23 protein-coding genes and 2 pseudogenes are annotated in these 19833 nt (G+C 53.5%); 9 read left to right on the forward strand and 16 right to left on the reverse strand.

The genetic code is table 11. The features are described from left to right. Positions 1-49: 49 nt before the first annotated feature. Positions 50-1192: an acyl-CoA dehydrogenase gene (locus tag CD000_RS07285; RefSeq protein ID WP_033025298.1), complete on the reverse strand. Its 1143-nt coding sequence runs from the start codon at positions 1190-1192 to the stop codon at positions 50-52. Positions 1193-1329: 137 nt separating this feature from the next. Further along, entirely contained in the window at positions 1330-1956 is a 627-nt protein-coding gene (locus CD000_RS07290; protein ID WP_063329931.1) for a TetR/AcrR family transcriptional regulator, read from the reverse strand. Between the two features lie 410 nt (positions 1957-2366). Here CD000_RS07290 and CD000_RS07295 point away from each other — a divergent pair, with 410 nt between their 5' ends. Together CD000_RS07295 and CD000_RS19360 are read left to right on the forward strand one after the other, a co-directional pair. Further along, complete coding sequence (locus tag CD000_RS07295) at positions 2367-2615, forward strand: hypothetical protein (protein ID WP_013145420.1); 249 nt, start codon at positions 2367-2369, stop codon at positions 2613-2615. Positions 2616-2621: 6 nt separating this feature from the next. Then, positions 2622-2756, forward strand: coding sequence for a hypothetical protein (locus tag CD000_RS19360; protein ID WP_020755515.1), 135 nt, complete (start codon positions 2622-2624; stop codon positions 2754-2756). A 49-nt stretch (positions 2757-2805) separates the two neighbouring features. Here CD000_RS19360 and CD000_RS07300 read toward each other — a convergent pair. Continuing rightward, positions 2806-3012 (reverse strand): annotated as a pseudogene (locus tag CD000_RS07300) (GNAT family N-acetyltransferase); the annotation flags it as partial. A gap of 239 nt (positions 3013-3251) precedes the next feature. On the opposite strand from CD000_RS07300, the gene CD000_RS07305 reads away from it, so the two are divergent. Continuing rightward, the gene (locus tag CD000_RS07305) at positions 3252-3509 is read left to right on the forward strand and encodes a DUF6154 family protein (RefSeq protein ID WP_023634448.1); all 258 of its coding nucleotides are present in this window, start codon (positions 3252-3254) and stop codon (positions 3507-3509) included. Positions 3510-4078: 569 nt separating this feature from the next. On the opposite strand, the gene ilvA is transcribed toward CD000_RS07305, so the two are convergent. Beyond that, on the reverse strand, positions 4079-5287 hold the full coding sequence (ilvA, locus tag CD000_RS07315) for a threonine ammonia-lyase (protein ID WP_096225341.1): 1209 nt from the start codon (positions 5285-5287) through the stop codon (positions 4079-4081). A 528-nt stretch (positions 5288-5815) separates the two neighbouring features. Here ilvA and CD000_RS07320 point away from each other — a divergent pair. The 3 genes from CD000_RS07320 to CD000_RS07330 all read left to right on the forward strand — a co-directional run bounded on the left by CD000_RS07320 (position 5816) and on the right by CD000_RS07330 (position 8712). Continuing rightward, positions 5816-5947, forward strand: coding sequence for a hypothetical protein (locus CD000_RS07320; RefSeq protein ID WP_014195711.1), 132 nt, complete (start codon positions 5816-5818; stop codon positions 5945-5947). A gap of 38 nt (positions 5948-5985) precedes the next feature. Further along, entirely contained in the window at positions 5986-7248 is a 1263-nt protein-coding gene (locus CD000_RS07325; RefSeq protein ID WP_096225342.1) for a two-component system sensor histidine kinase NtrB, read from the forward strand. 96 nt (positions 7249-7344) lie between these two features. After that, entirely contained in the window at positions 7345-8712 is a 1368-nt protein-coding gene (locus tag CD000_RS07330) for an MATE family efflux transporter (protein WP_096225343.1), read from the forward strand. A gap of 582 nt (positions 8713-9294) precedes the next feature. Here CD000_RS07330 and CD000_RS07345 read toward each other — a convergent pair. From CD000_RS07345 to CD000_RS07375, 7 genes are all read right to left on the reverse strand, one after another. Next, the gene (locus CD000_RS07345; protein ID WP_096225345.1) at positions 9295-10182 is read right to left on the reverse strand and encodes a DUF1028 domain-containing protein; all 888 of its coding nucleotides are present in this window, start codon (positions 10180-10182) and stop codon (positions 9295-9297) included. A gap of 139 nt (positions 10183-10321) precedes the next feature. Next, on the reverse strand, positions 10322-10456 hold the full coding sequence (locus CD000_RS07350) for a YjcZ family sporulation protein (RefSeq protein WP_096225346.1): 135 nt from the start codon (positions 10454-10456) through the stop codon (positions 10322-10324). A gap of 33 nt (positions 10457-10489) precedes the next feature. Then, positions 10490-10588, reverse strand: a complete 99-nt coding sequence (locus CD000_RS07355) for a YjcZ family sporulation protein (RefSeq protein WP_011231081.1) — start codon at positions 10586-10588, stop codon at positions 10490-10492. Positions 10589-10712: 124 nt separating this feature from the next. Next, entirely contained in the window at positions 10713-11642 is a 930-nt protein-coding gene (gene rarD / locus CD000_RS07360) for an EamA family transporter RarD (protein WP_011231080.1), read from the reverse strand. A 185-nt stretch (positions 11643-11827) separates the two neighbouring features. Next, complete coding sequence (locus CD000_RS07365; RefSeq protein ID WP_013145431.1) at positions 11828-11932, reverse strand: YjcZ family sporulation protein; 105 nt, start codon at positions 11930-11932, stop codon at positions 11828-11830. A 332-nt stretch (positions 11933-12264) separates the two neighbouring features. After that, complete coding sequence (gene corA, locus CD000_RS07370) at positions 12265-13221, reverse strand: magnesium/cobalt transporter CorA (RefSeq protein ID WP_013523676.1); 957 nt, start codon at positions 13219-13221, stop codon at positions 12265-12267. Positions 13222-13458: 237 nt separating this feature from the next. Then, positions 13459-14337, reverse strand: a complete 879-nt coding sequence (locus CD000_RS07375; protein WP_483299625.1) for a cation diffusion facilitator family transporter — start codon at positions 14335-14337, stop codon at positions 13459-13461. Positions 14338-14514: 177 nt separating this feature from the next. Between CD000_RS07375 and CD000_RS07380 the strand changes: the two genes are divergently transcribed. Then, a complete protein-coding gene (locus tag CD000_RS07380) occupies positions 14515-15213 on the forward strand; it encodes a class I SAM-dependent methyltransferase (protein WP_096225348.1) in 699 nt (232 codons plus the stop codon). Positions 15214-15251: 38 nt separating this feature from the next. Here CD000_RS07380 and CD000_RS07385 read toward each other — a convergent pair whose 3' ends face one another. The 3 genes from CD000_RS07385 to CD000_RS07395 form a co-directional block, all read right to left on the reverse strand. Beyond that, a complete protein-coding gene (locus tag CD000_RS07385) occupies positions 15252-16070 on the reverse strand; it encodes a M15 family metallopeptidase (RefSeq protein ID WP_023634442.1) in 819 nt (272 codons plus the stop codon). A gap of 32 nt (positions 16071-16102) precedes the next feature. After that, positions 16103-16813: a purine-nucleoside phosphorylase gene (gene deoD / locus CD000_RS07390; protein ID WP_011231075.1), complete on the reverse strand. Its 711-nt coding sequence runs from the start codon at positions 16811-16813 to the stop codon at positions 16103-16105. Between the two features lie 515 nt (positions 16814-17328). Continuing rightward, positions 17329-17736, reverse strand: coding sequence for a hypothetical protein (locus CD000_RS07395; RefSeq protein WP_011231073.1), 408 nt, complete (start codon positions 17734-17736; stop codon positions 17329-17331). A 126-nt stretch (positions 17737-17862) separates the two neighbouring features. On the opposite strand from CD000_RS07395, the gene CD000_RS18745 reads away from it, so the two are divergent. Further along, positions 17863-18021: a hypothetical protein gene (locus tag CD000_RS18745; protein WP_008879283.1), complete on the forward strand. Its 159-nt coding sequence runs from the start codon at positions 17863-17865 to the stop codon at positions 18019-18021. A gap of 35 nt (positions 18022-18056) precedes the next feature. On the opposite strand, the gene CD000_RS18750 is transcribed toward CD000_RS18745, so the two are convergent. Then, positions 18057-18221: a hypothetical protein gene (locus CD000_RS18750; RefSeq protein WP_011231072.1), complete on the reverse strand. Its 165-nt coding sequence runs from the start codon at positions 18219-18221 to the stop codon at positions 18057-18059. Between the two features lie 220 nt (positions 18222-18441). Between CD000_RS18750 and CD000_RS07400 the strand changes: the two are divergent. After that, a pseudogene (locus tag CD000_RS07400) lies at positions 18442-19564 on the forward strand (DUF2515 domain-containing protein). 11 nt (positions 19565-19575) lie between these two features. Here the strand turns inward: CD000_RS07400 and CD000_RS07405 are convergent. Further along, positions 19576-19755, reverse strand: a complete 180-nt coding sequence (locus CD000_RS07405; protein WP_011231069.1) for a YozD family protein — start codon at positions 19753-19755, stop codon at positions 19576-19578. Between the last annotated feature and the right edge of the window lie 78 nt (positions 19756-19833).

The raw sequence follows: 19833 nt of genomic DNA on the forward strand, positions 1-19833 counted from the left end.
CTCCCCTTTGTCCGAATTCACTGTTATGGATATGCGCATCGTTCCGCTTTTAGCATCCCAGTTGGCGGGCGATGACGAGACGCTGGATTTCCGATGTGCCTTCGCCGATTTCCATGAGCTTGACGTCGCGCAAGTGGCGTTCGACTCCGTATTCTTTCATATAGCCGTAGCCGCCATGGATTTGGATCGCCTGGTTGCAGACGCGAAACCCCATTTCCGAGGCGAACAGCTTGGCGAACGATGCTTCTTTTGTAAACGGTTTCCCTTGATCCTTCAGCCAGGCTGCTTTGTACACCATGTTGCGGGCAAGCTCAATTTCCATCGCCATGTCAGCGAGCTTAAACTGGATCGCTTGAAACTTGGAAATCGGCTGGCCAAACTGAACGCGTTCTTTCGCGTATTGAAGCGCTTTCTCAAACGCCGCTTGCGCGATGCCGACGGCTAAAGCTGCGATGGAAATGCGGCCGCCATCAAGCGTGTACAAAAACTGTTTAAACCCTTTTTGAGGGTCGCCCAAGACGTTTTCTTTCGGCACGCGGACGTTCTCGAAAACAAGCTCGCACGTATTGGACGCGCGCACGCCCATCTTGTCGTAATTCGAACGGATCGTAAATCCTGGGGAGTCAGTTGGCACGATGAGAGCGGTGATGATGTTTTTGCCGCGCGCATCTTTGCCCGTCACAGCTGTGACAATGACTTGCCGCGCGTATTGGGCGTTTGTGATCCAACATTTTTCGCCGTTGATGACATACTCATCGCCGTCCAGCACCGCGGTCGTGCGCGTGCCGCCGGCGTCCGATCCGGCGTTCGGCTCCGTGAGCCCAAAAGCGCCAAGCGTCTCGCCTTTCGCCATCGGCACAAGCCATTTTTGCTTCTGTTCTTCCGTCCCGAAGTAGTAAATCGGGCTCGCTCCGAGCGACACAGCGGCCGCATAGCTCAACCCGGTGCCGCCGCAGGCGCGGCCGATTTCCTCAACGGCGATGGCGTACGAAATCGTATCGCCCCCAGCGCCGCCGTACTCTTCCGGAAACGGCAGGCCCAACAACCCCAACTCGCCCATTTTGCGAAAGACATCGAGCGGAAAATGCGCTTCTTCATCCCATTTCGCCGCGTATGGGGCAATTTCCTTCTCAGCAAAGTCGCGAACCATTTCTTTAATCATTTGTTGTTCTTTCGTCAATGAAAAATCCATGTTCTCCCTCTCCCCCATAGAAAATGTTCTATCATTTGAACCGACTAGTCGGTTTCAGTAAGGAAACGAGTGTAAACGGTTTTGATTTTTTGAAGCGTTTCCGAAACCGACTAGTTGGTCTGTATACGATCAACAAGTTATTCGGCGGCCGGCCGCAACAAAAACCGCGCCGCCGCTGGGTTTTCTGGTGTGCGGAGCACCGCATGCAAAATGAAATCGGCAAAATACGCCGCGATCTCCTCAATTGACAACGGACCATCCGGATTGTACCATTTGTATGTCCAGTTGACCATGCCGATAATGGACATGCCAGTAATCTCCACCGACAGCTCCGGACGAAACTCGCCGGCCTCGATTCCCTCGCGGATGACGCGAAAAATAATTTGTTTAAATTCTTCGCGCTTTTCATTGATCGGTTCGGCGTATTCCGGTTTTAAGTACGTGCTTTCCTGGTAAAACACGGTGATGTGTGGTTTATACAAATGAAACACTTTGACAAACGACTGAACGATGGCGTACAAGCGCTCGGTCGGCGTCGAACAGCTTTCATACGCTTCCTGCGCCTTCGTCAGCGCATACGTGATAAAGACGTCATGAATATGGTAAAGCAACTCGTCTTTTGATTTAAAATTATGGTAAAACCCGCCTTTCGACGTATCGCTTTCCGCGACGATGCGGTCAACCGTCACGCCATGGTAGCCATATTTCTCAAACAAATGAAGAGCGGTGTCGATAATGCGGTCTCGAAGCGGTTTCTCTGCCATAACAGTCTCCTTCGCCTGAACTGTAAAACATTGGCTCTTCACCACAACATGTATTTGACAAGCAATACGGTTTCCTGCACAAAGATGTGCAAAAATCACTGATTTGTTGATTTTCCCTCACAAGCGTAAATAGGGTATGTTCAGAAAAAATCAAGTACAACTTTTGGTGAAGAGCCAAAACATTTCGAAAAAAGCAAAATCTTCTTCTTGTTTATTAAGATACTCGACAGTTGCAGCCATTGTCAACAAAAATCGTTCCGGCGCCCGAAAAATGGAGGCGTCTTTCGCCGCACATCGTCCGATCGGCTGCGCGAGCCCTATCCCCTAGCCGCACGAACTGAAACAAAACAGATGACCTATACATAACCACGGCCGTTTTTCCAAAAGATAAAAACCGGAGGTGGCTTCCATTGGAACCGATGCTATGCCCAAACTGCAAAACGAACCGGACGCGGTTTCATCTCATTGAGCAGCACCCGCGTGCGGTCAAGCTCGATCCGCACACCGGCGACATCGAGCACGAATACACAAACGAAGCGCTCGAACCGTTCCATCTCCCATACCGCGGCCCGAGCTACCGCGTCCAATGCGGCGTCTGCGGGCTGATCGAAGATGCGGACATGTTCATTCAGCGCGCTAAATCGTCTCCATTGAGGTGATTCGATATGGCGAACAAAAAACAAACACCTTCTTCCATCGCTGACCAAAAACAGCTCGTCAACGACAAGGCAAAAGCGATGCGGGAGCACGGCGGCGAGCACATTCGCCGCGGCACGCCCAACGGCGCAGACGGACAATAACCGCCAGCCTGCTTTTGTACACAAGCAAGCTGGCGGGACTTCCGCCCTTCTAACGGTACATCGCCCACAATCCGATATCGCGAAAACCAAGGCGATGGTAAATGCGGCCGGCGTCTGGATTGTCATAAAACAAGCACGGCATCTTCCCTTCAGCGAGCAAATCGCAAACGAGCTTCGCCACGATGGTGCTGGCATACCCTTTCCCTCGATGCTCCTGATCCGTGCAGACGCCGACGATCATCGCCGACAATGAGAATTGAACGACGGATCTTGCCGCAAAAACGAAAATACTTGTTGATCGTCTTCGGCCGTTAACCGGCGAATCATAGAATTTCCCCGCTTTTCGAATGATATTTTTTCCATTATACTATGAATCATCCCTGTTGCCAATGGCATTTGTGGCGTCAAACCGAGAGGACTGCCGATGCCCCTAAGTCTGCATCGGCCAACTGCAAAGAAAGGAGGAAGCCCGCTCTCAAAAAAAGCGAGGCGACGATGCCGATGAAGTTTATTGACGATCTGTACGAATACTATAAAGATCGACTGACCGGAGATGAAGAAGACGCCGAAGCGGTGGCGATGTCGATTTTGGATGAACTCGACCGCCGCGATGTGCTCAAGCTGATCGGTGAGATGACTGATGAAGAGCTGCTTGGCATGTTCGGTTTGTATGTCCTGGAAAGCTTGAAAGCGAAAATGGCCCGCGAAGGCCTCGGCGCGACGCGGCCGCAAGATGCGCCGCGCGTGCATTGACAAAACAAAACGGCTGTCCCCCATGTCATAAGGAACAGCCGCTATGTTGGGCAAATGATGGTTTCGTATTCATCCTATTTCGCGCAGGAGACTCCCACTTCAACGACCAAAGGGAGTAAGTGGGAGAGGAATGTGCGTTCCCCCTTTCTTTTGTGTATGATATAATAAAGGCATGGAGAAAACCGTTCAATAAAGGCACTCCGATAACGGCTGCTCGATGGATGGAGTTGGTTGCAGGAAACGTTGCAACCGTAAAACATCGAGCGTAGGTCTGTCTGTTGTGTGTGGAAGCCAAGTACTGCCAACAGACACACCGAGAGAATCGGTAACGATGCAGGCATGACCTGCGTCGTTGGGTAGTCGTCAACCTGCCCCCTGATGCAACCCCAAGTCAAGGAAGGAGGACGAAGTCCGTTTGCACTTCTGGGGAGTTGCAAGCCCCCACTTCAAGCGTTCGCGAAGTGGGGGTAGTTGACTTGGCAGCCCTGTGAACATGATTTCGAAGACGGCTTTTCCACTGTTTGCTTAACAGACAGTGGCGAAACACAAACCGTTTTCCCATCGCGCGCTCATCGGTAAAACTGTACATCATAGCCTTCTTTCAACAACACTTGGTAGATTTGCTGAATGTGGTCTTCGTTTTTTGTCTCGAGCGAAAAGTGAATTTCCGCCTGACCTGGCAGCACTTTGGCGCCGATGCGCTGATGATGAATCGACATCACGTTTGCCTCAAGCTCCGCAATAATGCGCAGCAGCTTGTTCAACTGGCCCGGCTTGTCGGAGATGACCGTTGTAAACGTAACAAATCGCCCGGCTTCGACAAGCCCCCGCTCAATAATGCGGGAAATGAGCGTCACATCGACGTTGCCGCCGCTTAGCACAGCGGCGACTTTTTTGCCGCGAAACGGCAGCTTTTGATACAACAATGCCGCCAACGGACAAGCTGCCGCCCCTTCGATTAACAGCTTGTTCCGCTCGAGCACATACAGCATCGTCCGTGAAATTTCCGCCTCTTCCACGCACACAACGCCATCGACGTATTGCTCAATGTATTGGTACGTAATATTGCCCGGCTTTTTCACGGCAATCCCATCGGCGATCGTATTCGATGCGGCAATGGAGACGGGCTGTTTATGGCGTATGGCCGCCGTCATGCCTGGGCAAGCCGATGACTCAACGCCGTACACTTCAACCGATGGCTTCAGCTGTTTTAACGTAAACGCCAGGCCGGCCAACAAGCCGCCGCCGCCGACCGGACAAAGAACGACATCGACGTCGGGAAGCTGTTCGATCAGCTCCAAGCCGATCGTCCCTTGGCCAGCCATCACCGCCAAGTCGTCAAACGGATGAACGAACGTCATTCCCCGCTCGCGCTGCAACTCTAACGCATATTCCAAAGACTCGTCAAACACATCGCCGTACAGCACGACTTCCGCCCCGTAGCTTTTCGTCGCTTCAATTTTGCTGAGCGGCGCGCCTTTTGGCATGACGATCGTGCACGGAATATGAAGCATGCCGCTTGCGTAGGCGACCCCTTGGGCGTGGTTGCCGGCCGAAGCGGCGATGACGCCGCGCGCCCTCTCTTCTTCCGTGAGCGACATAATTTTATTGAATGAACCTCTTACTTTAAACGAGCCCGTTTTTTGCAAATTTTCGAGTTTCATATATACATCCTTGCCAGACAGCCGGCTGAACGTTTGCGAATGCTCAAGCGGCGTTTGATGGACGATGCCTTTCATTTTCGCTCGCGCTTGTTCAATGTCTGCTAATGTCAACATCATCAAACCACCCTTTCTGATCGGCGATCGGTTCGTTTTCGCTCCGTTTTATTATATACAAAGCATTTCGCCGCCGACAAATGTTGCTTTTCTTTTGGATGGTCACTCTTTTTATTGATTATTTAGCACATAGTTTTTTATTATAAAATATATTGTTGAACGAACCCATCACTGCAATCCGTTGCATTTTGTCAGCTGCTTGAAGGTAGGGGATTTGACAAAAACCATCGCAAAACCGATTCTTTTCCAGTTGAGAAACTGTGTACAATCGTCTTCTCTTTTTTGACGAACTTTGGCATGGTATGCAAAAACCATTTTTGTTCATTCCATTGATGATTTAGCACATTGTTTTATCAATTAGGAAATTCGTCTTCATTTGGCTGTGATCCATCAAAACCTAATAGCGCCAATGGAATCCTTCGCCCGTTTGATGGGAGAAAGCGGTTGGGAAGATCCACGATAGGCAAATGCGAGCGAATTTGCTAATATGAAAGAAAAGCATTCGGAATACGAAAGGATGAAGCGATTGTGACTAAAAAGTTGTACTATACAGCGCCGGATGTTGCCGCGTGGACAACGGCGATGACAAGCGTCCGCCAAGGCGGCGAAACATATGTCGTCAGGATGTCCGCCATAGCCAACGGAGGGCGGTTTTTGTAAAATAAAAAACGAAATGTGCAGCTAAGGAGTTTGGAAAGATGAACGATCGACTCGTACAATCGCAAATCGAAGAACTCGAACGAAAGCTGCGCGCTTATGAGCGGCTCATCGAAAAGCTTCCGTTTCCGTTCACCTTTGCCGATTATGAAAGTGGAATCGCCATCGAAAAAAAGCGCGGCGACGTCCGGCCGCACCTTCGCACCATTCCGCCGTCCCTTGAAAAGGAAGCCAAATGGCAGTGGGATATTGACTTGCATCGCGACGTACCGTTTGAAAAAGTGGAAGCCTTTTTGACGCCGTTGCTCGATCTCGTTCCGCACCACATTGTCTTTGTCGACGCTCAAGGGATCATCACGCTTTGCAATTTGCAGGCGGCTGTTGACACCGGCGTGGATCGCGATGCCATCATCGGCAAACATATTCGCGAGCTGCTGAAGCTCCCTGATGAGCTGATCGCGACGCTCAAATCGCTTGAAAAAGGCGAGCCGCTTTACAATTACGAAGTGCTCGACCGATTTTACGGGATCGTTAACACCCGTTTTATTTACAACGATGACGGATCGATCAAACGAGTCATCAGTATGTTTCAGTCGCTCAATATGATGAAAGAAACAGAAAAGCTGGCGGTCGCTGGCCGCATCGCCGCCGGCATCGCCCATGAAATCCGCAATCCGCTGACGACGGTGCGCGGATATTTGCAACTATTGAAAAGCGACTTGCCGGATCGCATCGCCTCGCTCGTTGAGCGGCTTTTAATTCCTGAGCTCGACCGAGCGAACGACATTATCACGGATTTTTTGAATATCGCCAAGCCGGCGGACGTCAAAATGGAGACGTTCAACTTGCACCGCTTTTTGCGCGACGATGTCGGCGTCCTATTGCAAAGCGAAGCGCTATTGCATAACGTCGACGTCCATTTTGACCTTGATGACCAGCTTGACGATTACGAAATGAACGGCGACCGCAGCCAGCTTTTGCAAGTGTTTTTAAACTTATTTCGCAACGCCGTGGAAGCAAAAGTGGCGAAAACGATGAGGGTGTCGATCTGCAGCCGAAAAATCAACCATCTCGTTCAGCTTCGCTTCTGCGACGATGGACCCGGCATTCCGCCGTCGGTCATCGACCATGTTTTCGATCCGTTTTTTTCAACGAAGGAAACGGGAACTGGGCTCGGCCTGTCATTATCGAAAAAAATCGTCGAACTGCATCGCGGGACGATGAAAGTGCAAAGCGACGCGCACGGCACATGTTTTTTGATCGAATTCCCGCTTTGCAGCCAACCGCCGTTTCTTTCGTCATAAATCGCTTCCGAAGAGGGGGCCATCCCAGCTTCGGAAGTGGGGAGATTGATGATTTAGAACAATGTGTCACTTTATCGCAGAAAAGGAGGAGCCATTATGGCAACGACCGCTCCGCCCAACGGCAAATGGCGGCGCCTGTTCGCCTTGTTTCTTCCCATTTTTGTTTCGCAAACCGGTCAATATGCCATGAACTTTGTCGATGTCGCCATGTCCGGTCATGCGAGCGCCGAAGATCTTGCCGGCGTCGCGATCGGCTCAAGCCTATGGGTGCCGGTGTTTACCGGCGCCGGCGGCATTTTGCTCGCCCTGTCCCCGATCGTCTCACACCATTTCGGCGCCGGACGGCATGACTCGATCACTCGCGCCGTCGCCCAGGCGCTCTACTTGGCTGTCGCGCTTGCTGTCGCCATTGTCCTGATCGGCGCCGCTGCCGTGCCGTTTATCTTGAAACAGATGTCTTTGGATGAAAACGTTCGGCATATCGCCTTTCATTATTTGCGCGCCTTGTCGTTTGGGATCATCCCTCTGTTTCTTTATTCTGTGCTCCGCTATTTCATCGATGCGCTTGGGCAAACGAAAGTGACGATGTGGATTACGCTCACCGCCTTGCCGGTCAATATGCTGTTCAACTGGTTGTTGATTTACGGGCATGGCGGATTTCCGCGCCTTGGCGGCATCGGCACTGGTTACGCGACGGCGATCACGTATGCGTACTGCTTCGCGGCCGCTGCCTTTGCCGCTTTGAAATTTCGGCGCTTGGCTCCCTATCGTGTACTCGTCCGTTTCTACCGTCCGTCATGGGCCGCATGGAAAGAGTTGCTGAAAACCGGGGTGCCGATCGGGTCGGCCATCTTTTTTGAAACGAGCATTTTCGCTGCTGTGACGCTGCTTGTCGGCCGGTTTGGCGCGGAAACGGTCGCCGCGCATCAAAGCGCCCTCAACTTCGCTTCACTGTTGTATATGATTCCACTCAGCTTATCGATGGCGCTGACGATCGCCGTGGGCGTTGAAGCCGGGGCCAACCGTTATGAAGCCGCCAAACAATATTGCTTGATCGGCATCACCCTCGCCTTGGCCGTCGCCGCCGCAGCAGCGCTGTTCCTTTCCGCCTTCCGCAGCCATGTCGCCCGGCTGTATACAAACGATCCGACAGTGGCGGCGTTGACAGGGAAGTTTTTGCTCTATGCGATCTTCTTTCAAGTTTCCGATGCCATCGCCGCTCCCATCCAAGGAGCGCTGCGGGGCTATAAAGAGGTTAACGCCGTTTTTTGGTCCGCTCTTCTCGCCTATTGGGGCGTTGGGCTTCCGCTTGGCTGCGCGCTCGCTCTCTTGACTGCCGCCGGGGCGTTCGGCTATTGGATCGGCCTGATCGCCGGATTGGCAACGGGCGCGCTGTTTCTCAGCTTTCGCCTGCGGGCCGTTTGGCGCAGACATGACAGCGGGCGTGCGCCGCTCGCCTCCTAAACGGCCGCTGCCCAAACACGGGCTGTTTTTCCTGAACCGAAACACCGCATAAATCGTTGTTTGCGCATATGCAGTCATAGGAAAAGGTGTCCCGCTCCTTTTGGGACACCTCCGCTTTTCATACAACGCCATTCATCCGCCCGACCAACCATGCAGTGATCGTTTTTATTTTTTTATTTTTCCCCCTGCGGCGACGGCTGCTGTTTCATCCTATTTCGCGCAGGAGACTCCCACTTCAACGACCAAAGGGAGTAAGTGGGAGAGGAATGTGCGTTCCCCCTTTCTTTTGTGTATGATATAATAAAGGCATGGAGAAAACCGTTCAATAAAGGCACTCCAATAACGGCTGCTCGATGGATGGAGTTGGTTGCAGGAAACGTTGCAACCGTAAAACATCGAGCGTAGGTCTGTCTGTTGTGTGTGGAAGCCAAGTACTGCCAACAGACACACCGAGAGAATCGGTAACGATGCAGGCATGACCTGCGTCGTTGGGCAGCGGTCAACCTGCCCCCTGATGCAACCCCAAGTCAAGGAAGGAGGACGAAGTCCGTTTGCACTTCTGGGGAGTTGCAAGCCCCCACTTCAAGCGTTCGCGAAGTGGGGGTAGTTGACATACGCGAGCACGTCAAGATCGATTTTCCCTTTTTCTAGTTCGCGTTCCTCAAAGTTTTCTGTATGTATATACGCTGTCAGCGCTTCGTGAAGCGCCTCGCTGTCGGCGGCGCGCTCTTTCGGCAAGTAGCCGAGCCGGATCAAGTGGGCAGCCGCCTCTTCCTTGACCGCGCCTTCCATTACAGCCACTTTTTCGGGGCGCGGTTTCTCAAAATAAAGCTGGCGCAGCTCATACAGGCGAATGAGCTCCTCGATCGGCCGCGGGTGGTCGTCAACGCGCAAATCGATATAGCGGTCATTGTACCCGCCATAGCCGCCCCTTTCTTTCACAACGAGCAAGGCAGCCGACTGTTGCCCGCGGCGGTCGCCCCCCGCCGCCTGACCAGCTTGAAGCGCCTTTAGCAATCGCTCGGCGAGCGGCCCTTTGGCCTGCTCGAATGTTCTTCCCATCGCCAGCACCGTTTCCTCCCCGGCTAAAATATTGCCTTGCGCTGCATAGTTCGGTCCGGTAATGCCGCCCGCCCACGGGTAACATTTTTTTCCGGTGAACGTTGCTGCCCGTCCTTTCGCATCCACGATGCCGACCTGGCGCAAATCGCGCTCGCTGTCATCGGCAACGAGCAACTCAAGCGTTTCTTGCGCCGATTTCCCTTTTGCCATCCATTCGAGGCCGCGCGGTCCGTACGACGTGTTGGCGTATGATTGCGTCGCCACCGCTCCGACGCCCGCTTTCGCCCACGGAACAACCGCACCAACGCCTAAAAATTTCGATTGAACAGCGATGCCAAGCTCCCCGGTCGCCGGATCGAACGCGACGATCGAAAACGTCGCGACGATGTCTTTTGCAATATGTGTCATTTCCCCGTCCTCCATATGCTTTCCATTTTCTCATCGTTTATGATTTCTCCACTTCCTTTCGTTGTTCCTGCCTGTTCACAAAAAAAGCGGGGGAAACAGCCGTTGCCCGGCCGTCTCCCCCCGCATGCCCATCATCCGCCTAGCACCATGTTGCCCCGACGATAATGAGCAAAATAAACAAAACGACGATCAGCACAAAGCCGTAGCCGTAGCCGCCATAACCCGGATAACCGAAGCCATAGCCGCCCCAGCCGCCATAAAAGCCATATGGCATATTCGTCACCTCCTTGCTAGCAAGTAAGAGGCATCAGTACACCCAACCACCGATACATGCACATCCGACAATAATCAACAAGATGAACAGAACGACGATCAACGCGAATCCGCCGCCGTAAGCTGCACCCATTTGCCAGCACCTCCTTCGTTTTTGTACTAGTAGACTATTCAGAAGCCGAGGAAATGGTTAGATGTTTCGGCAAAAATGGGTATTTGCCGCAACGTAAAAAAAACGGTCCATCCGCGGACCGATGTTATGCTCCGAGCGAGTTTCGCTTCCATTTTTTCCGCCCCGGCGCTTGCTTGATTTGAACAGCGGAAAACAAAATAAGCGCCGTCCAGATGCAGCTAAACGCATAAAAATGCGCTTTCGTAAACGGCTCGCCGAACAAAAAGACGCCAAGGAGAAGGCTGATCGTCGGCGAAATGTATTGCAAAAAACCAAGTGTTGTCATTGACACACGCTTCGCCCCTTTGGCGAAATACAAAAGCGGCACGGCCGTCGCTGGCCCGGCTCCAGCCAACAGCGCCCATTGCCACCATTCGGCCGTCTTGACGAGGGCTGGCGTTTCGTTGTACACACATAATAAGTAAACGGCTGAAAGCGGCATGACGGCCATTGTTTCAAGCGTCAAGCCAATGGACGAGTCAACGCTGGCCAGTTTTTTCACTAAGCCGTAAAACCCGAACGTCAACGCGAGCGATATGGCGACCCACGGAAACGCGCCATATTCCGCCGTCATCGCCGCCACGCCGGCGGCGGCAAGAAAAACAGCGGCCCACTGCCCAACGCTCAACCGCTCGCGCAATACGATCGTCCCAAGCGCCACGCTGACAAGCGGGTTGATATAATAGCCGAGGCTCGTTTCAACGACATGATGATGATTCACCGCCCATATGTAGACAAACCAGTTGGCGCTGATGAGCACGGCAGCAGCGGCGATCCCCCATGCCTTAGCCGGCTTACGGCGCATCGCCCGAAGCTCCCGGCGGAAGGCGCCAAGCTGCCCATTCGCTGCCAGAAGGATGGCCATAAACACGAACGACCACACGATGCGGTGCGCCAAAATCTCAAGCGCCGGGCGCGCCTCTAGCAGCTTCCAGTACAGCGGCAATACTCCCCACAGCAAGTACGAAGCAGCCGTATACAAGATGCCTTGCTTTTCTTCGCTCCAATGCCCCACGTCGTCTTCTCCTGTTCCATGATCATTTCTGTTTCATTATACCGCCGCCGCTTCACTTTATCCATCAAAACACTCACCCGCATCGCTCGACGCGGTTGCGCAATGGAGAAGGGGCGCAGCTGAATATGAGCACCCGCCCCCTTCGCGGCCCGTTTGACCGCCGTCCTTTCTTATTTTTTCGCTCATCAAGCGACACAGGCACAGCCAACAATAATCAGTAAAATGAACAGGACGATGACGACCGTATAACCGCTGTTGACAAAACCGCTCACGGCGGGCACCTCCTTCATCGGTTCACAGGGCCATCATATGCGCCTGCCCGCCCAAACGGCCGGGCGAATGCCCAAATTTCTAGAAGATTGGTGAAAAACCGCGTTTTCTTCAAAAAGATTGGTCCACGAACGCACGGAAGAGCCGTTGATCCATTGGCGAAAGCTCCTTGCTGGAGCGTTTTCTCCGTTAAATCACCGACCTTCTAGAAGGCTGGTGAAAAACAACGGATTCGCTCGGTTTGTGAGAAATCGTAAGGAAGGAGGTTATGGTGTTGCAAGGTTTTTCAATTTGAGAAACACTGTTGGAGAGCAGCATTTCCCCTTAAATCACCAACCTTCTAGAAAAACGCCTATTTTTCTTTCGTCCCCGTCTCTCCCCACCAACCTTTTCGCTTAAAATAGAGGGCGATGAGCATAGCAACGGTTGCCATGAGCAACAAGGCAAACGGGTAGCCGTATCTCCATTTCAGCTCTGGCATAAACGCAAAATTCATGCCGTATACACCGGCGATAAACGTCATCGGCAAAAATATGACGCTCACCAATGTCAATGTCTTCATAATGACGTTCATATGATCTGATTTGAGCGACAGTTGCAAATCGAAAATGGCGGACAATGATTCCTTAAACGCGTCGAGCGCGGCGGGCACGCGTGAGAATCGCGACGCCACTTCCTCGATATACGGATTCGTCTCTTGATTGATATACGGCAAATCAGCGTGGCGGATCATTTTGATCGCTTCTTCCTGCGCCTCGGCGATTTGGCGCAGCTCATGAAGATGTGTTTTCATCCGATAAATCTCGCGCCCGATTTCGTTGGCAAACGGGGTCGCAAACACTTGCCGTTCAAGCGTCTGAATGCGGTCAGCGATCTGATCGATGACTTGCAAAAAACGGATGGCGGCCAAGTCTAAAAAGTGATACAGCACGTACCCAGGATACAGCGCCTGACCGCGATGGTTCAACAAACGTTCTTTCACGTGATCAACAAGCGGATCGTTTTCATCCATATAGCTGATCATATATTGGCTGCCGGCCAGCAAACGAACGTTCACTGTCCGGCCGGACGGACGAACGATAAACAGCGATAAGAAGAAACATCCTTCGTATTCGTCAAACGTGGGAATATCTGTCCCGTTCATCAGCCGCTGTTGGGCGAGAGGGTGAATGGACAGCGAAGAAAGAAGCTGCTCCAAATCCGGCTTGGCGGCGGCGGTGAAATGAAGCCAACACGACTGGCTGCCTGCCGGCGCATGGCGTTTGTACGTTCCGTCAACCGTCAAACGAAAGTTATGCTCGATCGCCATAGACTGACATCCTTTCCATGCAAACGATTTTAATTGTATTGTTTGCTGTTTGCCGCAAAACTACTCCCCTCCCGCCGCCAAAAACAAGTCAGCGGCAACGGTTTGGCCGCATCCGCTCGCTGTTGGCGACAAGCAGCTTCTCCCGGCTGCATCCCGCCTGCAAAGCGTCACATCCCGGCAAGTCATTCGCTGTCTAGGCGCCTCGCCGCGTCCGCCCGCCAATGCGCCCGAAGCCAGTCAGCGCACCGCTTCCGGTTCCACATGGACGTGCGTCGCCCGAATGTTATGCCGGTTTCGCATCAAACGCTCGACTTCATCAGCGATTTCATGACTTTTTGCCACCGTCAAATGCGAGTCAACGCGGATCGTCACTTCCAGCACAATGTCGTTGCCTAACATGCGCGCTTTAATGTCAGCGACATCGCGCACGCCGCTCACCGCCGCGATTTCGTCTTTATAAACGGCGAGCTGCTGTTCATCAAAACCGTCGGTGAGCGTATGCGCCGTCTCCATAAACACCTCCCACGCCGTCTTGCCAATCATCGCCCCGATAACAAGCGCCGCCAGCGGATCAAGCCATGGCCACCCAAGCCGCGCACCGGCGATGCCAATGGCGGCGCCAATGCTCACCAGCGCATCCGATAAATTGTCTTTCGCCACGGCCGCCAGCGCCATGCTGTTCGTCCGCCGCGCCAGCCGGCGATTGATTGCATAAACGCCAATCATAACGGCCGCCGAGGCGAGCGCAACCACAGCCGCTAAAACGTCAGGAGCCGCTGCCTTTTCCTTGCCGAACAGCGAGCGGATGCCGCTTGTGATCACGTCAATGCCAATGGACATCATCAAAAAAGCGGCCAACAGCGAGGAGATGTTCTCCGCCCGCGAATGTCCGTACGGGTGGTTGCAATCACGCGGTTTTTTAGCGATTTTCATGCCGATATAGACTGCCGAGGAAGCGATAATATCACTCAAATTATTCCAACCGTCCGCTTCCACCGCATCCGAGCCGAACACCGCCCCAGCCAACAGCTTGCCGGTCGAAAGGAGAAGATAGACGAAAATGCTCAGCAGTGCGCCCGCCTGGGCTCCTTGTTTTCGATCCACTTTCTTCACCAACCTAGCCATCTCATTCTTGCACGTATCAGTGTACCAGCTTGAAGCCGGTTGGGTCTACAGCAAGAAAATTTCCTTTTTTCATAAGAATAGGGACAAGCAAATTTTTTTGTCTAAAGGCAAAATCGAGCGCATTTGCGTATGATAAACCAAGTCGAAACAAAAAAAGGAGAGGAACAGATGTCTGCATATTTAGACTGGTTGGCGGACATGGGGATCGATGGCGCTCACCCAGGCGGTTTTGAGTTAACAAAACAAATCTTACGTAAACTTAAGATCGACCGTTCGACATCCGTGCTTGACGTCGGCTGCGGCACCGGACAGACGGCGGCTTATATCGCCGAACAGTACGGGGCCAACGTCACCGCCATCGACATCCACCCGACGATGATTGCCAAGGCGAAACAGCGTTTTGCCTCCAAGGCGGTCTCAGTCCGTTTGCATCGCGCCTCGGTCGAAGCGCTCCCGTTTCCCGCCGGGACGTTTGACCTTGCGCTTTCTGAATCGGTACTTGCTTTCGTTTCATTGCCAAACGCGCTCGCCGAAATCCGCCGCGTGCTCAAAAACGATGGCCTATTCGTCGGCATTGAAGCGTGTCATGAGCGGCTGACCGCCGCCGAGCAAAAGCAAATCGCCGCCTTTTACGGCTTCCGTCAGCTCATGACATCAGCGGAGTGGAAAGAAGTGCTCGAACAAAGCGGCTTTGGCTGCCGCCAGTTTTCCTACGCGGCTGCGGCCGAAGCGCCAAGCCTTGGGGCACCCATCGTCATCGCCCTTCCGCCGACACCGGAGATGGCGAGCATGTGGCAGATGCACCAACAGTTTACAGCTCAATTCGGCGACCGTCTTGGCTATTGCGTCTTTTGCTGCGAACCATAGCTGGCAAGAAAAACGGCGTCCTCGACGAGACGCCGTTTTCACACTTTTTTCACTACTTTGAAATATTCTTCAAGCGTCAAGCCGCGCTTTTTGATCACCGCGGCCGCCTTCCGCCCAACATAGCGGAGATGCCACGGCTCATACTTGTAGCCGGTCACCGCTTCCTTTCCTTTCGGGTAGCGGATGATGAATCCGTACTCGTGCGCATGGGCGGCTACCCATTGCCCTTCTTTTGTCGCCCCGAACGATTGGGTCAGCTGACAGCCGGCCGAGCGGCTGCTGATATCGACCGCCAGCCCTGTCTGATGCTCGCTCTGCCCTGGGTGAGCGACCGCTTGAACCGCTTTTTCCTTCCCTTTTTGCCGCACTTCTTCAGCAAAAATCACCTGCTGCCGCTCGTATGAACGATAAGCGGACACGGCCACCAGCTCAATGCCATCGCGGCGTGCGGCGGCAAACATCTCCTCAAGCGCCGCGGCCGCTTCGGCCCGCATATGCCGTTTTTCCGCGTTCGGGTCAGCACACACAAACGGCACGCGCGGCACGACCAAGTCCGCCGGCTTATAGCCAGGCGGGAGCGACTGTTCTTTATTGACGAGCACCAAAATGTTGTCAGGGTTTTGAATCACTTTTTGTCCGTTTTGCACCTTGACGATGTTCCAATATTTCGCCTCAAGCTGCAAATCGGGATCGACGGGGCTCTGGCTCGTTTTCCCCTGTTGATGATCGCTTGGGTGCACCGCGCTTTCCGGCGGCTGGCCGGACGGGCCGGCCGCACCGTTGCTGCCGCTCTCCCCTGTTTGGCAGCCGGCGAGCAGCAGGCATACCAACATCGCCGCTTGCCATCGCTGGTTCATGTTCCTTCTCCTTTTCTGTTTTCCCAGGCCCATCACGCGCCATTGCGGATCGCCGCTTCAAGCGCCACTTCAATCATCTCGTTAAACGTCATTTGCCGCTCCTCAGCCGTTGTTTCTTCTCCGGTGAGAATATGGTCGCTGACCGTCAGCACCGACAGCGCCCGGCAGCCGAATTTCGCCGCCAGCGTATAGAGCGCCGCCGTTTCCATCTCGACGGCCAATACACCGTAGCGCGCCCACGTTTCCCAATTCGGTTCATCATTGTAAAACATGTCGGCGGTGAACACATTGCCGACTTTTAGCGCCAGCCCTTTTTCCACACCTACTTCATACGCCGTCCGCAGCAGATGGAAATCGGCGGTTGGCGCATAATCGCGGCCGCGGAAAATGAGCCGGTTCATGTTGGAATCGGTCGACGCGCTCATCGCCAAAATGACGTCGCGGACGCGCACATCCGGCTGAATCGCTCCGCACGTTCCGACGCGGATGAGCGTCTTTACGCCGTAGCTTTGGATCAGTTCGTTCACATAAATCGAAATGGACGGCACGCCCATGCCGGTCCCTTGCACGGAAATGCGCTCCCCTTTATACGTCCCGGTAAACCCGAGCATGCCGCGCACTTCGTTGTAGCATACCGCTCCTTCCAGAAACGTTTCAGCAATGTATTTGGCGCGCAGCGGATCACCCGGCAGCAAAATGCGCTCCGCGATCTCCCCTGTCTTCGCTCCGATATGTACGCTCAATGGGATTCCTCCTTTGGTTTGAACGATCGTTGTCGGGCCATGCCCTCGTCTATCATATCATATGTTTGCGGAAAATGGCAGTCTTCCTTCGAGTAGCCGAGGCGGCGAACGGGCATACTATGTGTGCCTGCCCGAGGAGAAAGGAGGAAAAGACCGATGAAAAAGAAACTCGAACAAGCGGTGGAATACGCCAACAAAACCAATCCATCGTCCAAATCAAACAATCAGCCGTCCACATCGAAAAAGGAAAAGACCAAATTCTAACATCATTCCGAAAGAAGTCTCCCACTTCGAAACGTGAAGGTGCACGAGCACCCGTCCATGTGGGAGATGAATGTTGGCCGGCAATCGCTGTCGGATCGAATCACATGTTGTTCAAACGGGCACCTTCGAAACGAAGGGAAGCGGAAAGGGTCCTTGTGCGGCTTGTCGTTTGGCACATATGCAAATCGCTGAAAGCTCCCCCTATGCACTCGCGTAGGTGGGTGAGTCGTTTGCGGGGGAGCCGCTCTCTTTTATGATGTTTTGGATCGGCGGTAATCGCTGCGATGGCGGCGCGCCAAATACCGCTCATTGATATACAGCACCTTTTTGTCTTTGCTGCGCGTATATTTTTTCTCGCGCTCGCGCCGCCTGGCGACAAGCCAACAGGAAAACAAATACAGTGGAAAGACGAGCTGCATCGCGCCGGCAAAGACATACCAAAAACCGTTGATATCGGCCAAATCGCGCAAGTACACGTCGATGCCGCTGAGCCGATAGTACATGTCAGCAACGATGGCAGCGATGATGACGACGTTGACCGCATGGAGAAGGGGCACGCTTCTCCAGCGGAACAAGAGTCGCTCAACTTGCCCTTTGACCCAAAGCAATGCCGCAATCGAGACGACGCACAAGAGCAGCGACAGCGCCAGTGCGGCCATCGTTTCGCCCCCTTCCCTCTTTTCTCCTGCGCCCGCCGCATGATGCCGCCTGCAAACATTTTCCGTCGATGAACCGCCGCCAGACCGCATACACTAACGACAACGACGGTTCAAGGAGGGAAAACGATGGGCAAAAAACACCGCAACCGCATTAACGGGCAGAAAAAGAACAACCATATTCCAAAAGAAGCATTGATCGCTGAAGATGAGGCGCATGCCAAAGAATATTCCGCCGCCGGCGGCCGGAAAAACGGTCCGGGCCATCACGACAATCCAGAATCGTGACAAACCGCAGAAACCCTTGTGCGATACAAGGGTTTCTATCGCGGTTCCGACGGCTCGGATTCGTCCCAAGCAAGCGTGACGACTTTTGTATATTCCCCGCGTTCAATTTCCTCTTTTGTCGCTCTTTCATTCAGCTCCTCATCGTCGTCGATGCCCGGGGCCACCGTCGGCATGTCGCGCCGCCGTTCGTCATGTTCCATCAAGTCCGCCCCCTTTCCTTTCTTATCCGTTCCCGAAACAAGGGGGCTTTATTCATATTATATCATCTCTAGCTCTTGCTGGCGACTATATTTTTGAATATTCGGTCAACTTTTGGTGATTTGGCGTGTCGATTCCTTCAGCAAACGAGCACTCCTTTTGTCGAAACGATCGCGGTCTTCTGGCAAAAGTCCACAAATGATGCAAAGGAGAGACAACCTGATGCCGACTCGCCCGTTCGCTTGGCTGCGCCATCCGCTTCAGTATGCCTACCGCTCCTTTTTGTACCGCCATCCGGTCCGCTTCGCCGATGACGGCCTGCTTCGCCGGATGGCCGCCCGCACAACTGTCCCGACTGACGGACCGCTCAGCGCGGAAGAAAAGGGCATTGTTGCCGCCATTCGCCGGAAAACAGCGGAATATAACCGCAACAACGTGACGCGCACCGCCGCCTACTTAGCGTTTTTTGAGCGCCATCGGGAAATTCATTGGGCGTTTTTAGCCCATCTCGTCTCGCGCAACGGCGGTTGGAACATGACTGATTTGCGCGGCGGCCTTCTTCCGTTTTTGCTGCCGGAACAAATCATTGCACCCCTTTTTTTTGTTTTTGGAGCGCGCCAATGCCCTCATTTTTCATGATGCCTATCCGCAGCTTCTGCTGTACGAAGAAAGCAAACGGAGGGAGACGCCGCTGTTTCATTTGTTGTCGGCGCTAGCGGTGTCTTCGTTTATGAAGCCGATGTGGGAACATTTTTGGGAAACGGGGAATGCCGCGCTTCTTACGGTTGCTCTGATCATCAACGAGCAGCAGTACATCCAGCTTCGCGTCATCGAACATCCGTTTTTCCGCACCCGCGTGCTGTCAAGCTGGCCGTTTATTGTCGAGCAATGGCTCGGGTTCAACGATGTGCTCATCCCATATGCCAAAGGCCGCCGCGTAGCGCTTGCCGGAACGACCGTGCGCGATTTCGCCGACGTCCACCACCGCATCCATATCGGCAAAACGCTGTACAGTCTGCTGCTGTTTGACGCCCGGCTGTTTCGCGGCGCCTGCCGCTTTGCCCGCTGCGTCCCCCACAGCGGCTCACGCGCCGACTTCTGGCCGCAATCGTTCGCTGAAACGCCTGATGGGCACCGCTTTTACAGCCCCCGCCTTGAGGAAGCTTGGCCGGATCTTGCGCACCCGTTCCACGATCATCGCGATTGGTTCACCGATGAGGCGATCATGCAGGCGCTTGAAACGCTCCCGCTTCCGGCCTCGGGCGACATGACCAGCCGCTACGAGCGGCATTTGGTCATGATGAAAACAGCCGCCATCGCGGCGGCCAAATCAACTTCATCATAAAACGACGAGGACTACTCCCCATCGATGTCAATCTCTTCATCGATGATGCATTTTTCAAGCAAATAGTCAAACGTAATATCCGCGAGCTCCTCAAGCTCCTCTTGCGTTGGCACAAAGCCGCGGCGGATGAGTTCTTGGTAAAAAAACTCAGCGATTTCTTCCGTATCGATAATCACTTCAATTTCCTTCACCGCATCTCGCCCCCTTTGTAATGTTGTATGTCGCCGCCTTCCGTTTTATGTCAAAAATCATGTTGTACTATTTTTCAG

This window comes from Geobacillus sp. FJAT-46040, from assembly GCF_002335725.1.
Taxonomy (GTDB): Bacteria; Bacillota; Bacilli; order Bacillales; family Anoxybacillaceae; genus Geobacillus; species Geobacillus thermoleovorans.

What these genes read in the sequence shown, in the direction of transcription:
- corA (WP_013523676.1), bottom strand. Translation starts at nt 13,221, where the DNA reads ATGGCGATCGAGCATAACTTTCGTTTGACGGTTGACGGAACGTACAAA.
- CD000_RS07380 (WP_096225348.1), top strand. Translation starts at nt 14,515, where the DNA reads ATGTCTGCATATTTAGACTGGTTGGCGGACATGGGGATCGATGGCGCT.
- CD000_RS19360 (WP_020755515.1), top strand. Translation starts at nt 2,622, where the DNA reads ATGGCGAACAAAAAACAAACACCTTCTTCCATCGCTGACCAAAAACAG.
- CD000_RS07290 (WP_063329931.1), bottom strand. Translation starts at nt 1,956, where the DNA reads ATGGCAGAGAAACCGCTTCGAGACCGCATTATCGACACCGCTCTTCAT.
- CD000_RS18745 (WP_008879283.1), top strand. Translation starts at nt 17,863, where the DNA reads ATGGGCAAAAAACACCGCAACCGCATTAACGGGCAGAAAAAGAACAAC.
- CD000_RS07305 (WP_023634448.1), top strand. Translation starts at nt 3,252, where the DNA reads ATGCCGATGAAGTTTATTGACGATCTGTACGAATACTATAAAGATCGA.
- CD000_RS07395 (WP_011231073.1), bottom strand. Translation starts at nt 17,736, where the DNA reads ATGGCCGCACTGGCGCTGTCGCTGCTCTTGTGCGTCGTCTCGATTGCG.
- CD000_RS07345 (WP_096225345.1), bottom strand. Translation starts at nt 10,182, where the DNA reads ATGACACATATTGCAAAAGACATCGTCGCGACGTTTTCGATCGTCGCG.
- CD000_RS07285 (WP_033025298.1), bottom strand. Translation starts at nt 1,192, where the DNA reads ATGGATTTTTCATTGACGAAAGAACAACAAATGATTAAAGAAATGGTT.
- CD000_RS07365 (WP_013145431.1), bottom strand. Translation starts at nt 11,932, where the DNA reads ATGAAGGAGGTGCCCGCCGTGAGCGGTTTTGTCAACAGCGGTTATACG.
- CD000_RS07325 (WP_096225342.1), top strand. Translation starts at nt 5,986, where the DNA reads ATGAACGATCGACTCGTACAATCGCAAATCGAAGAACTCGAACGAAAG.
- CD000_RS07330 (WP_096225343.1), top strand. Translation starts at nt 7,345, where the DNA reads ATGGCAACGACCGCTCCGCCCAACGGCAAATGGCGGCGCCTGTTCGCC.
- CD000_RS07355 (WP_011231081.1), bottom strand. Translation starts at nt 10,588, where the DNA reads ATGGGTGCAGCTTACGGCGGCGGATTCGCGTTGATCGTCGTTCTGTTC.
- ilvA (WP_096225341.1), bottom strand. Translation starts at nt 5,287, where the DNA reads ATGTTGACATTAGCAGACATTGAACAAGCGCGAGCGAAAATGAAAGGC.
- CD000_RS18750 (WP_011231072.1), bottom strand. Translation starts at nt 18,221, where the DNA reads ATGGAACATGACGAACGGCGGCGCGACATGCCGACGGTGGCCCCGGGC.
- CD000_RS07385 (WP_023634442.1), bottom strand. Translation starts at nt 16,070, where the DNA reads ATGAACCAGCGATGGCAAGCGGCGATGTTGGTATGCCTGCTGCTCGCC.
- CD000_RS07350 (WP_096225346.1), bottom strand. Translation starts at nt 10,456, where the DNA reads ATGCCATATGGCTTTTATGGCGGCTGGGGCGGCTATGGCTTCGGTTAT.